Raw genomic sequence first — 12,053 nt, 5'->3', positions numbered from 1 at the left:
CGGACCATGAGGTGCCGGGTGTGTTGTTTTGAAAAGGGAATGCGATGAGCAAGCGCGAATCCGCGAAATACAAGATCGACCGCCGTCTCGGCGAAAACATCTGGGGCCGTCCAAAGTCCCCGGTCAACAAGCGTGAATACGGCCCCGGCCAGCATGGCCAGCGCCGCAAGGGCAAGCTTTCCGACTTCGGTCTGCAGCTGCGCGCCAAGCAGAAGCTCAAGGGTCACTATGGCGACGTTTCGGAAAAGCAGTTCCGCAAGGTCTATGAAGAGGCCGACCGCCGCAAGGGCGACACCTCGGAGAACCTGATCGGCCTGCTCGAATCGCGTCTCGACGCGGTCGTCTACCGCGCCAAGTTCGTGCCGACCATCTTCGCCGCCCGCCAGTTCGTCAACCACGGCCACGTCAACGTCAACGGCAAGCGCGTCAACATCGGCTCGTACCGCTGCAAGCCGGGCGATGTCGTCGAAGTGCGCGAAAAGTCGAAGCAGCTGGTCATCGTCCTGGAATCGGTTGGCCTCGCCGAGCGCGACGTGCCGGACTACATCGAAGCCGATCACAACAAGATGGTCGCGACCTTCTCGCGCATCCCCGGCCTGGCGGACGTTCCGTTCGCCGTGCAGATGGAACCGAACCTGGTCGTCGAATTCTATTCGCGCTAAGCGAACGCTTTTCTGCGATATCGGAAAGGCCGCCTTCGAGGCGGCCTTTTTGTTTCGGGCGTCCGCTTTGCCGTTTCGGTTTTGCGGCCGATGCGTTAATCCGGGCGGAAGTCACATTCCGGGGCCGTTGCGCCATGAACATGCAGCCAGACATCGAAACGCTTGAACCGGCCGCCGAAGGCGGCTCCCACCCGCTGTTCGCCGAGGTGCCGTCCTCGGTCGAGTTCAACAAATTGCGCAAGCGGCTGCTGCGGCAGACCCGCCAGGCGATCGAGGACTTTTCGATGGTGAAGCCGGGCGAGCGCTGGCTGGTCGCGCTGTCGGGCGGCAAGGATTCTTACGGCTTGCTCGCCTTGCTGCTCGACATGAAATGGCGCGGGCTGCTGCCGGTCGAATTGCTGGCCTGCAATCTCGACCAGGGCCAGCCGAATTTTCCCAAGCACATCCTGCCCGATTATCTCGACGCCAACGGCATCGCGCACCGCATTGAATATCAAGACACCTATTCGGTCGTCACCGACAAGCTTCCCGAAGGCAGCACCTATTGCTCGCTCTGCTCGCGGCTGCGGCGCGGCCATCTCTACAGGATCGCCCGCGAGGAGGGCTGCTCGGCGCTGGTCCTCGGCCATCATCGCGAGGACATCCTCGAAACCTTCTTCATGAACCTGTTCCACGGAGGCCGGCTTGCCGCCATGCCGCCAAAACTGCTCAACGACGACGGCGACGTCATGGTGTTGCGGCCGCTGAGCTACTGCGCCGAGGTCGATCTGGAGAAATTCGCCGCCGCGATGCGGTTCCCGATCATCCCTTGCGATCTCTGTGGCAGCCAGGAAGGGCTGCAGCGCAACGCCATGAAGGCGATGCTCGAGGACATCGAAAAGCGCCTGCCTGGCCGCAAGGACACGATGATCCGCGCCCTGTCCAACACCAGGCCGTCGCATTTGCTCGACCGAAAGCTGTTCGATTTCGCCGCCCTCAATGAAACTCTCGCGATCAGGCAAGACATTTCCGATGACATTTGACGATACCGCGATCGACTGGCTGGCCGGGATTCTGGCCGAGGCAGCCCACGCTGAAATCATGCCGCGCTTTCGCCGATTGGGCGATGGCGATATCAGGCAGAAGACATCCGCCGCCGATCTGGTGACGGAAGCCGATGTCAACGCCGAGCGGCTGATCACCGCAAGGCTGCGCGAGCGCTATCCCTCGGCCATGGTCGTGGGCGAGGAGGCCTGTTCCGACAATCCGGCGCTGCTCGATGGCTTGGGCGACGCCGAACTGGCATTCACCATCGATCCGGTGGACGGCACCTTCAATTTTGCATCGGGAGTACCGCTCTTCGGCGTCATGCTGGCGGTGGTGGCCAGGGGCGAGACGGTCGCGGGCATCATCCATGATCCGGTGGGCAAGGATTGGCTCATCGCCGCCAGGGGCGCCGGCAGCCATATCAGGCATGCCCATGGCAGCCTGGAGAAAGTGCATGTGGCGGCGCCTGTGCCGATCTCGCAAATGACGGGCGCGGTCTCCTGGCAATATCTCGACGAGCCGGAGCGCTCACGCCTCGCGCGCAACCAGACCAAGGCACTGTCGCAATTCGCCTATCGCTGCGCCGCGCACGAATATCGCTTGCTGGCCAGCGGACATGCGCATTTTGTCGTCTACAACAAGCTGATGCCCTGGGATCATCTGCCCGGCGTGCTGATCCACCAGGAAGCCGGCGGCCATGCCGCGCGCATCGACGGCAGCGCCTATCTGCCGTCGCATGTCGATGGCGGCCTGCTTGTGGCGCCGGACCAGGACAGCTGGCAGGAACTGCGCCGCGAGCTGTGGGCGCAATAGGATCAATTCCTGTGGCTTGAACTGCTGGGTTGTACGGCTTGAATCGGTGCGTTTTGGCGGAGGCGCTCGAATGAAACGTCGGTTCGTGGTTTTTGCGGCACTTATCTTGTTTGCGAATTGCAACGAGGCACTCTCGCAAGAGCGCCCCTGCCGTAGCACCGATCCCATCGACACCATCAAGGAGATGTCGGACGCCATCTATGCTTGCTGGCGGCCGCCGCCAGGAACCGCGGGCATGTCCTTGACGCTGCGCTTCTCGCTCCGCCGCAACGGCACGCTGATCGGCAAGCCTCGTGCCACTTATTCCGACCTGGGAACCGATTCCCAGCTCGGCCGGGCCTTCGTGGCATCCATCCTCAAGGCGCTCGACGACGCCCTGCCATTGCCCTTTTCAGATGGCATGGGCAAAGCAATCGCGGGGCGGATGCTTTCTCCTCGCTTCACGGCGTCGGTCGAAGGTACATCCTAACCACCCGCAAACGACAAGTCAGTGCAGGTCGGTAACGTGCCCTGAGACGGGTGCGTTCTGCGGCTGGAACATCTTGCCGCGCTCGGCAATCAGGATCATCAGCAGTGCCGCGACCGAGACGCTGCAGAAACCGGCGGCCAGCGGCGTCACCGTGCCGTTGAAAGCCTGGCCAATCAGCGTGCCGAGAATGCCGCCGAGAAACGTCTGCATGAAACCCAGGATGGACGACGCCGTGCCGGCCAGTTGGCCAAGCGGCTCCATGGCCAAGGCGTTGAAATTGGCGCCGAGGCAGCCAAACGGCAGCATGGCGCCGGCAAAGAAGCTGATGAACAGCCAGAGCGGCATCTTCGTTTCCAGTGAAACCACGAGCCAGGCTAGGCTGATCACCAGAAACAGCAGCAGCGCGCCTTGCGACAGGCGGCGCATGCCGATACGTCCGACGAGGCGCGAGTTGAGATAATTGGAGAAGGCGAGCACGCCGGCGACACCGGCGAAGATGACGGGAAACAGCTCGCCGACGTTGAAGATGTTGACGTAGATCTGCTGCGCCGAGGCGATGAAGCCGAACATGGCGCCGAAGATGAACGTGCTGGCGAAGGCATAGCAGAGTGCGATGCGGTTGGTGAGCACTATGCGGAAGCCACCGACAATGGAGGAGACCGTCAGTGGCCGGCGATATTCGGGATGCAGCGTCTCGGGCAGGCGCAGCAGCGACCATGCCGACACGATCAGCGCGCCGACGGCCATGGTGACGAAGATCCAGTGCCAGGTCGCGAACAGCATGATGAACTGGCCGATGCCTGGCGCCACGACCGGAATGGCCATGAACACCATGAAGATCAACGACATGACTTCGGCCATACGCCGGCCGTCGAATGTATCGCGCACGATCGAGACCGCGATCACGCGCGTGGCGGCCGCCCCGATGCCTTGCACGGCGCGGCACATCAAAAGTGTCTCGAAGCTCGGCGCGATGGCGGCTGCCGCGGCCGCCGCCACGTAGATGATCAGGCCGGCGACGAGCGGCGAACGGCGCCCGTAACGGTCCGAGATCGGCCCGAAGAACAGTTGGCCGCCGCCGAAACCCAGTATGTAGGCGGTGACCACATATTGCCTGTGGTTTTCATTCTCGACGCCGAGCGAGGCGCCGATCTGCTGCAGCGCCGGCAGCATGATGTCGATAGCCAGCGAATTGAGCGCCATCAGTGCCGCGCAGAGCGCGATGAACTCCCAGCGCGGAATGGGCAATTGGCTTGCCCCGGGCAAGGTGCTTGCCCCTTGCGGCGCTGATTTCTGCTGGTCCACGGCAAGTCCGATCTCTCAAACGAAAACGCGCCGGCGGGCCGGCGCATTGGCTCGTGCTGATCCCGGAACCCGGGATGTAAAACTGCCGAGGTGGGGCCGCCCCGTTGGCCGGGGCATGCGATATCGACATGCCCCAAATCGAAGTCAGGCGGCGCCTTTGACGCTCACGCCCTTCTCGACCAGGAAGGTCTGCAATTCGCCGGCCTGGAACATTTCGCGAATGATATCGCAGCCGCCGACGAATTCGCCCTTGACGTAGAGCTGCGGGATCGTCGGCCAGTTGGAATAGTCCTTGATGCCCTGGCGCAATTCGGCGGAATCCAGGACGTTCACGCCTTTGTAGTCGGCGCCGATATAGTCGAGGATCTGGACGACCTGGCCGGAAAACCCGCATTGCGGAAAGCCGGGCGTGCCCTTCATGAAAAGGACGACGTCGTTGCCCTTCACTTCATTGTCGATGTAGTCGTTGATACCGCTCATGGAATATCCTTTCACGCCTGTGGGAGTCAGGCTCGAAGCATGTCTTTCAAATAAACCCATAGGTTGCCCGAAACAAGACTTTAGCCATGCCATCACCCGAATGGCGCAAAGAATGGGCCGTTTTGGGCCAAGCGTGTCGCCTGGAAATGCCTCAGTCGGGAACGCTGGTCTGCAGCGCCAGCGCGTGCAGCACGCCGCCCATATTGCCCTTCAGCGCGTCATACACCATCTGGTGCTGCTGAACGCGGCTTTTTCCCCGAAAGCTCTCGGCCACCACTTCGGCCGCGTAATGGTCGCCATCGCCGGCGAGGTCGCGGATCGTCACGCGAGCGTCCGGGATGCCGTCCTTGATCAGTTTTTCGATATCGTGGGCTGCCATTGCCATTGCAGAAATTCCTGTTTCGGGAGGGCGGCGGCGCGGCGGCCCGTACGATGAGAGTCGGGCAAGCCTAAAGCCTTTCTAGCCCGGATTGAAGCGGTTCCATCCAGTGTCCGTTCTGTTGGTGTTCAGGTGATGGTTTCGCCCGGCCCCTGCGCCGGCTCGTCCTCGCGCATCGAAAAGGCTCGGCCGAGGCTGAAGGCCAGCACGTAGAGCGGGATGTTGACCGCCAGGTTGGCAATCGGCAGATAGCTGGTCATTTGCCAGGCGGGCGAGAAGAACGGCTGGCCGTAACCATCGCAGACAAGCGAAGAACCATACTCCCACAAGGCTCCCAAACAGTCGAGACGGCGAAAAGCTTGATGCAGGTAACGACGTGCCTTGCCCGCGCTGGTTCCGGCAGGAGCCGGTTCCAAAGCACCAGGCAAACGATCGGAACCCCATAGATGAGGTCCTGCAGGACAAGCATCGGAAGCGTATCGTTGGCCGCGGCGAGAAACTCGGCGCGTGTTTCCAGCCTGGGACAAACCTCGCTCGAGGTCGTTGACAGCAGGAAGAAGACGAACGGCCCGAGGCACCAGAAGAAGAACAGCGACGGCCAGAAGACGACTGCAAGCAGCGCCCGTACGGCCAGTTTCTTATGATCGAGCAGGATCTTTTTCCGAAAACCGGTTTCCACTTTTCGGGATCATGCCCTCGTCAACTGGCCTGGTCCATGAAGCGGGGGAACCAGCCTTCATGGGCGGCGGTCAGATCGCTGACCGGAATTGCCCTGGCATCGCCGAGCTTCAGCGCCTTGCCCCCCGTCGAGCCGATCCACGGCGCGAAGATGCCGAGTTCACCCTGCTGCTTGCGGATAGCATCCCATTCATCGCCATGCGGATCGATCGACAGCGTCAGGAGATAGCGGCCCTGGTCTTCGCCGAACCAGACCGGGATCGGATCGGTGCCGAGAAGCCCGGGAACGGTCGCGCCGATGCCCGACGCCATCGCCATTTCGGCCAGGGCGACGGCGATGCCGCCGTCGGAGACGTCATGCGCCGCCGTGACGATGCCGGACGCGATCAACGAGCGTACGTGGTCGCCGACCCGCTTTTCGTGCTCGAGATGGACCGGCGGCGGCGGGCCGTCGCTGCGGCCGTGGATGTCCCTGAGATAGGCCGACTGGCCGAGATGCGTGCCCCAGGAGGCGGGCGCCCCGACCAGCAGGATCATCTGGCCCTCCGCGGCGAAGCCGATCCGCGCCATCTTCGACCAGTCCGATATCAGGCCGACGCCGCCGATGGTCGGTGTAGGCAGGATGCCCTGGCCGTTGGTTTCGTTGTACAGCGAGACGTTGCCGGAGACGATCGGGAAGCCGAGCGCCCGGCAGGCATCGCCAATGCCTTTCACCGCGCCGACCAGTTGTCCCATGATCTCGGGTCGTTCGGGATTGCCGAAATTGAGATTGTCGGTGGCGGCGAGCGGCAGCGCACCGGTGGCGGTCAGGTTGCGCCAGCATTCGGCCACCGCCTGCTTGCCGCCCTCGTAAGGGTCGGCCTCGCAATAGCGCGGCGTCACGTCGGAAGAGAAAGCCAGCGCCTTGGTCGGATGGCCCTCGACCCGCACCACGCCGGCATCCCCGCCCGGAAGCTGCAGCGAATTGCCCTGGATCAGCGTGTCGTACTGTTCCCACACCCAACGGCGTGACGACAGATCCGGTCCGCCGAGCAACTTCAACAGCGCATCGGCGACATCGGCCTGCGGGATATCGTTGGCGGCAAGCGGCACCCGCTTCTTCGGCTCGACCCACGGGCGATCGTATTCCGGTGCCTTGTCGCCAAGATCCTTGATCGGCAGGTCGGCGACCTCGTCGCCCTGGTGCCGCACGCGGAAGCGCAGATCGTCGGTGGTCTTGCCGACGATGGCGAAGTCGAGGCCCCATTTGTGGAAGATCGCCTCGGCTTCCTCTTCCTTTTCGGGACGCAGCACCATCAGCATGCGCTCCTGGCTTTCCGACAGCATCATCTCGTAGGCGCTCATGCGCTCTTCGCGCACCGGCACCTTGTCGAGGTCGAGCTCGATGCCGAGGTCGCCCTTGGCGCCCATTTCAACGGCAGAACAGGTCAGGCCGGCCGCACCCATGTCCTGGATGGCGATCACGGCGCCCGATGCCATCAGTTCGAGGCAGGCCTCCAACAGGCATTTTTCGGTGAAGGGGTCGCCGACCTGCACTGTCGGGCGCTTCTCGTCGATCTTGTCGTCGAACTCGGCCGACGCCATGGTGGCGCCACCGACACCGTCGCGGCCGGTCTTGGCGCCGAGATAGACGACAGGCAGGCCGACGCCCTTGGCTTCGGACAGGAAAATGGCATTGGTCTTGGCAAGGCCTGCGGCGAAGGCGTTGACCAGGATGTTGCCGTTGTAGCGGGCGTCGAAATTGACCTCGCCGCCAACCGTCGGCACGCCGAAGGAATTGCCGTAGCCGCCGACGCCCGAAACCACGCCGGCGACGAGATGCCTGGTCTTGGGATGGTCGGGAGCACCGAAGCGCAGCGCGTTCATCGCCGCGATCGGCCGCGCGCCCATGGTGAAGACGTCGCGCAAGATGCCGCCGACGCCGGTCGCCGCACCCTGATAGGGCTCGATGAAGGACGGGTGATTGTGGCTTTCCATCTTGAAGACGACGCAGTCGCCGTCGCCGATGTCGACCACGCCCGCATTCTCGCCCGGGCCCTGGATGACCTGCGGACCTTTGGTCGGCAAGGTGCGCAGCCATTTCTTCGAGGATTTGTAGGAGCAGTGCTCGTTCCACATCGCGGAGAAGATACCGAGTTCGGTAAAGCTCGGTTCGCGTCCGACGAGGTCGAGGATGCGCTGATATTCGTCGGGCTTCAGCCCATGCGCGGCGATGAGCTCTGACGTGATCGGTACGGAATTGGAAATGGTCATGGGCGGCGATTTATGTCCATGGAGCAGGAATTTTGAGTCTCCTCTTATCGCAAGCTTTGCAGCCGATACACCCGTCGGCGGAGGAAAAAGGCAGAAAGCAACAGGGTGATGATCGCGATGGGTCTTTCGTACGCGACGAAAGACGCCGCCAGCTATTGCAGCCCAGCAAAGTCAAATGGGAACGCCATGATGTGGCAGCCGTTAGGTCCCTATCACTCAGGAGACTTCACGATGGCTACCAAGCAAGGCAAGAACGACAATCGCCTCTCGGACAAGGAGGCCCTCCATATCGCGGAGACCACCGACGTTTCGCCCCGGCAGGCCAAGGAGTTGGCTGAGAAGCACGGCAAGGACAAGGCCGAGAAGGAAGCCAAAAACTTCAAGGCCGAAGGCTGATCCGGGGTCCGGATCTGACAAGTCCCGGTTTCGCAAGGCGGCATATCGAGGCAAGCAGGCGGGTGGCCGCGAACGGTTCAGGAAAAACTGTCGTAGCCCGCGCGGCCCTCGTCCAGCAGCCGCCTGATCACCGCGACGCCGCCAGCAATATCCTCGCGCCGCCTCGGCTGCGAAACGCCGAAGCGCACCCCATGGAAGACCCGCTCCGAGCGCCCCGCCTTGAACTCATCCTCATCGTCGATCAGCACGCCGTGCTCAAGGCAGGCATTCTTGAACGTGCCGGAAAGCCAGGGATCGGGCAGGGTGAGCCAGACGAACGGAACTTTGTCGTGCGATTTGAATGAGAAGCCTGCCAAACTTTCGCGCACAATGGACATGCGGGCGCTGATCTCCGCGATGCTGCGTTTGCGGATTTCGCTGGCCTGGCCGGAAAGCACCAGCCGGGCATTCACCTCCGCCAACAGGAACGGCATGCCGCCGGTCATCATCTTGTGGGCGACCCGGATGCGATGGCGATAGGCGGGCGGGCAGGACAGCCAGCCGCCACGCAGACCGGCGGCGACCGATTTCGACAGGCCGCCGGCGATGATGGTACGTTCGGGCGCAAATTCGGCAAGCAGCGGTGTCGGGTCGTCGGTCAGATGGCCGTAGAGGTCATCCTCGATCAGGATGACGTTGTATTCACGGGCGACACGCGCGATCGCTTCGCGGCGCGCCGGTGATAAGGTCACCAGGGTCGGATTCTGCGCCGTCGGCATCAGAAAGACCATCTTGGGGTGCTTTTGTGCGCAGACGCGCTCGAAATCCGCCGGATCGAGGCCTTCATCGTCCGATGCCACCAGCGCGGTGCGCCGGCCGATCAGGCCGGCGCTGCGGGAAATCTGCGAGTAGGTGAGGTGCTCGAAGGCGACATAGTCGCCGGGCGTGGTCAGGGCCGCGATAGCGGCCATCACCGCGGCATGGGTGCCGAGGGTGGGGACGATTGTATCGGTCGTTGGCCGGAAGGAGTTTCGTGACAGCCACCGGGCGCCGGCTTCGTACCAGCGATCAGGAAAATCGCGCGTGTAGCTCGAAATCTCATGCGGCTGGTCCTGTGCGGCACGCGAGAGCACGTCGGCGACAATGGCGCCCTGGCCAATGTCGGGGGCTGCCGTGCTGTCGAACCGCAGCTTGTCCTCGGGGCGTCGACATAACGCGTGCCTTCCACGCTGGCGTCGGGCGCCTCTGGCTTTGTAATGGCAATGTTTTCGCCGAGCACATAGGTCCCCCGTCCGACCTCGCCACTGACGAGGCCGCGCTCACGCAGCAATTGATAGGCCCGACCGACCGTGCCGACAGTGGCGCCGATGTCGTAGGCGAGGTCGCGCTGTGGCGGCAGTTTTGCCCCCGCGCCGATCACTCCCCGGTCGATATCCGCCTCGATGGAATCCGCGAGGCGCTGATACAGCGGACCTGAACCCGTGAGATCTGGAATCCAATTTGTCATGGTGACAATTTTCTATATTGCACCGTTTCGGGAGTCAATACATATCACTGGGGCACCAAAAAAGGGTGCAATTGATAATTTTGGCAGAAAGAAAATGGATACAATCGGAACATTCCGCCACTCGGCGACCGAATTGCTCGGCCAGCCGGCCCGCCCGTCCGGGCAGCGCGGCTTCGCCAGCCGGCTTGTGCAAGTGGTCAAGTCGCTGGCGAAACGGATCGGCCATCTGCTGGAGCGCCGGCGCGGCCGGCTGGCATTGCTGGAGATGACCGACGATCAGCTCAAGGACATCGGCATCTCGCGCTGCGACGCCCACCGCGAGGGCATCAGGCCGCTCTGGGAATAGCGACCGGTCTATCGGTGGCCTTTTCTCCTGAGGCGCCGATACCGTGATCGACGAAGACGGCGACGACGCATATCACCAGGAACAGCGCGGTGATGCCGAGCGCCGCCACAGTGACGCTCCCGACGCCGTTCTTGGCGATATCGAGGAAGGGGTAGGGCACCTCGCCCGCCAGCGGCGCCCGCGCCAGCGCATAGACCAGATAGGCGATGGGATAGACAACCCACCAGGAGACGTCGCTCCATCGCGTCTTGCCGTCGGCGCCTGACATCAGCCACCACAGCACGAACAGCACCGGCGTCACATAGTGCAGCAGGACGTCGCAGAGCAGGAACAGGCCCTGTCAGAGCCGCGCCAGCACCGTAGCATAGACGATGAAGACCAGCGCGATCGAGGCCGCGACGCCCGCGCGAATCCGGGGGCCGGCAAAGGCCGGCAGCCAGGCATAGCCGCTGGGTGACAGCAGCGAGATGTGGACCAGCACGGCCGCGATGTTGGTCAGGATGGTGAAGAAGCTGAAATAGAACACGATCGAGCCGAGCAGGCCGCGGCCCGCCTCCATCGACGCTGGAATGGTGATCGAGAACTGCAGGACGAGCGCGACCAGACCAACAACCAATCCCGCGATCTGCAGGAACCGGCCCATGGCTGGCTCAAGCGGTGGCTGCACAGGCCGGATTGCCCGCCTGCCAGCGCGCGATATCAGAACTGATACGTGCGCCGAGCGGGTCGTTCATCAGCGGTCCGAAGACGTCGACACGGCTTGAATTCCCCTGCGCCTGCACCACCAGCAACGGTTTGCCGCCATAGTGCTTGGCCGGCACCAGAAGGAAGCGCGGCGTGCCGCTGAACGAGTTCAGCTCATTGGCCATCTGATACTGCTTGAAGGCCGGATCCTTGCTGGCGAACCAGCATTTGTGGGCCGATATCGCCACCTGTTCCATGGCCAGCAGCGCGGCACTTTTACCGGAGGGCACGGGCGTGCTCTTGGGGCTCGACTGGCACGATGCCAGCGCAAACCCCGCCGCCGCGACGATGGCGATCGTCTTCGTCTTGATCAAGCGGCACCCATTTCGAGTTCGGACAGAAAGATCTTCAAGCCGTCGGTCATCTCGCCCCATACCCTGGACAATGCCGGATGCTGCGAGGCGATCTGCTCATAGGCGTCGAATTTGGGATAGGCGTCGAGCAGGTCGTGGCGGCCGGTCATGGCGCGGAAATTGTTGAAGATGAACCGCGTCGGCGTCAGCCAGGCATCGGCAAAGCTGATGTCGCTGCCGAGCGCGAAGGGGCCTTGCGCCATCCGCGCCTCGATGGCCGCCAGCCCACGGTGGAGACTGGCGAATTGGGCGTCGATCTCGGCATTGTTGCGCTTCGGCACGAAATGCAGCTCGAAAAGCTTCATCGTCGGCGTCAGCACGTCGAGATCGGTGATGCGGGCGAACATGCGCACCAGAGCGCGGTCCTTCGAATCGGGCGGCAGCAGCGCCGGTTCGGGAAACCGTTCCTCGAGATATTCGGCGATGACCACCGATTCGACGATGGTTTCACCCGAACCGGTGATCAGCACCGGAATCCGGTTCATCGGCGAGATGGCGCGAAACTCTTCGGGGATCGGAAAACCCGGCGGCGGCGCGATGATCTTGAGCGGCACGTCCTTGATATAGGCCAGCGCCCGCACGATCGAGGAGTAGGGCGACAGCGGCCGCGAATAGAGTTTCATGACCGTGTCTCCCTCACGCTATGATTTTGAATTGCCGCAA

At 62.7% G+C, this 12,053-nt stretch carries 14 protein-coding genes and 2 pseudogenes; 6 read left to right on the top strand and 10 right to left on the bottom strand.

From position 1 onward, the window contains the following. Positions 1–44: 44 nt before the first annotated feature. The 4 genes from rpsD (at position 45) to EJ077_RS18020 (ending at position 2,970) form a co-directional block, all read left to right on the top strand. The gene (gene rpsD, locus EJ077_RS18035; RefSeq protein ID WP_013895883.1) at positions 45–662 is read left to right on the top strand and encodes a 30S ribosomal protein S4; all 618 of its coding nucleotides are present in this window, start codon (positions 45–47) and stop codon (positions 660–662) included. 134 nt (positions 663–796) lie between these two features. After that, positions 797–1,684, top strand: a complete 888-nt coding sequence (gene ttcA, locus EJ077_RS18030; RefSeq protein ID WP_208695480.1) for a tRNA 2-thiocytidine(32) synthetase TtcA — start codon at positions 797–799, stop codon at positions 1,682–1,684. Further along, a complete protein-coding gene (locus tag EJ077_RS18025) occupies positions 1,674–2,501 on the top strand; it encodes an inositol monophosphatase family protein (protein WP_208695479.1) in 828 nt (275 codons plus the stop codon). The genes ttcA and EJ077_RS18025 overlap by 11 nt, the downstream gene beginning before the upstream one ends. A 70-nt stretch (positions 2,502–2,571) precedes the next feature. Next, positions 2,572–2,970 (top strand): cell envelope integrity protein TolA, encoded by a 399-nt coding sequence (locus tag EJ077_RS18020; RefSeq protein ID WP_208695478.1) that lies wholly within the window; start codon positions 2,572–2,574, stop codon positions 2,968–2,970. An 18-nt stretch (positions 2,971–2,988) separates the two neighbouring features. Here the strand turns inward: EJ077_RS18020 and EJ077_RS18015 are convergent, their stop codons facing one another. From EJ077_RS18015 to purL, 6 genes are all read right to left on the bottom strand, one after another. Next, positions 2,989–4,212, bottom strand: a complete 1,224-nt coding sequence (locus tag EJ077_RS18015) for a multidrug effflux MFS transporter (RefSeq protein ID WP_208703033.1) — start codon at positions 4,210–4,212, stop codon at positions 2,989–2,991. A gap of 207 nt (positions 4,213–4,419) precedes the next feature. Then, the gene (gene grxD, locus EJ077_RS18010) at positions 4,420–4,755 is read right to left on the bottom strand and encodes a Grx4 family monothiol glutaredoxin (RefSeq protein WP_013895877.1); all 336 of its coding nucleotides are present in this window, start codon (positions 4,753–4,755) and stop codon (positions 4,420–4,422) included. A gap of 151 nt (positions 4,756–4,906) precedes the next feature. After that, positions 4,907–5,140 (bottom strand): BolA/IbaG family iron-sulfur metabolism protein, encoded by a 234-nt coding sequence (locus EJ077_RS18005; protein ID WP_208695477.1) that lies wholly within the window; start codon positions 5,138–5,140, stop codon positions 4,907–4,909. 122 nt (positions 5,141–5,262) lie between these two features. After that, on the bottom strand, positions 5,263–5,394 hold the full coding sequence (locus EJ077_RS32600; RefSeq protein WP_281040176.1) for a hypothetical protein: 132 nt from the start codon (positions 5,392–5,394) through the stop codon (positions 5,263–5,265). Continuing rightward, the gene (locus tag EJ077_RS18000) at positions 5,391–5,813 is read right to left on the bottom strand and encodes a hypothetical protein (protein ID WP_245458447.1); all 423 of its coding nucleotides are present in this window, start codon (positions 5,811–5,813) and stop codon (positions 5,391–5,393) included. Before EJ077_RS18000 ends, EJ077_RS32600 begins: the two co-directional genes overlap by 4 nt. A gap of 20 nt (positions 5,814–5,833) precedes the next feature. Continuing rightward, a complete protein-coding gene (purL, locus tag EJ077_RS17995) occupies positions 5,834–8,065 on the bottom strand; it encodes a phosphoribosylformylglycinamidine synthase subunit PurL (RefSeq protein ID WP_208695476.1) in 2,232 nt (743 codons plus the stop codon). Positions 8,066–8,296: 231 nt separating this feature from the next. Between purL and EJ077_RS17990 the strand changes: the two genes are divergently transcribed. Then, complete coding sequence (locus EJ077_RS17990; RefSeq protein ID WP_167531216.1) at positions 8,297–8,461, top strand: hypothetical protein; 165 nt, start codon at positions 8,297–8,299, stop codon at positions 8,459–8,461. 77 nt (positions 8,462–8,538) lie between these two features. Here the strand turns inward: EJ077_RS17990 and EJ077_RS17985 are convergent. Beyond that, positions 8,539–9,947 (bottom strand): annotated as a pseudogene (locus EJ077_RS17985) (PLP-dependent aminotransferase family protein). A 94-nt stretch (positions 9,948–10,041) separates the two neighbouring features. On the opposite strand from EJ077_RS17985, the gene EJ077_RS17980 reads away from it, so the two are divergent. Next, positions 10,042–10,293 (top strand): DUF1127 domain-containing protein, encoded by a 252-nt coding sequence (locus tag EJ077_RS17980; RefSeq protein WP_208695475.1) that lies wholly within the window; start codon positions 10,042–10,044, stop codon positions 10,291–10,293. Here the strand turns inward: EJ077_RS17980 and EJ077_RS17975 are convergent. The 3 genes and pseudogenes from EJ077_RS17975 to EJ077_RS17965 all read right to left on the bottom strand — a co-directional run bounded on the left by EJ077_RS17975 (position 10,274) and on the right by EJ077_RS17965 (position 12,013). Beyond that, positions 10,274–10,936, bottom strand: a pseudogene (locus EJ077_RS17975) (Pr6Pr family membrane protein). The gene EJ077_RS17980 and the pseudogene EJ077_RS17975 sit on opposite strands and share 20 nt — an antisense overlap. Before the next feature lie 7 nt (positions 10,937–10,943). Then, a complete protein-coding gene (locus EJ077_RS17970) occupies positions 10,944–11,351 on the bottom strand; it encodes a hypothetical protein (RefSeq protein ID WP_208695474.1) in 408 nt (135 codons plus the stop codon). After that, a complete protein-coding gene (locus tag EJ077_RS17965) occupies positions 11,348–12,013 on the bottom strand; it encodes a glutathione S-transferase family protein (RefSeq protein WP_208695473.1) in 666 nt (221 codons plus the stop codon). Before EJ077_RS17965 ends, EJ077_RS17970 begins: the two co-directional genes overlap by 4 nt. Positions 12,014–12,053 lie beyond the last annotated feature (40 nt).

It is taken from the genome of Mesorhizobium sp. M8A.F.Ca.ET.057.01.1.1, assembly GCF_003952565.1.
Classification (GTDB): Bacteria; Pseudomonadota; Alphaproteobacteria; order Rhizobiales; family Rhizobiaceae; genus Mesorhizobium.
The sequence above is the reverse complement of the archived record's forward strand: the minus strand, read 5'-3'. Positions and strand labels throughout refer to the sequence as shown.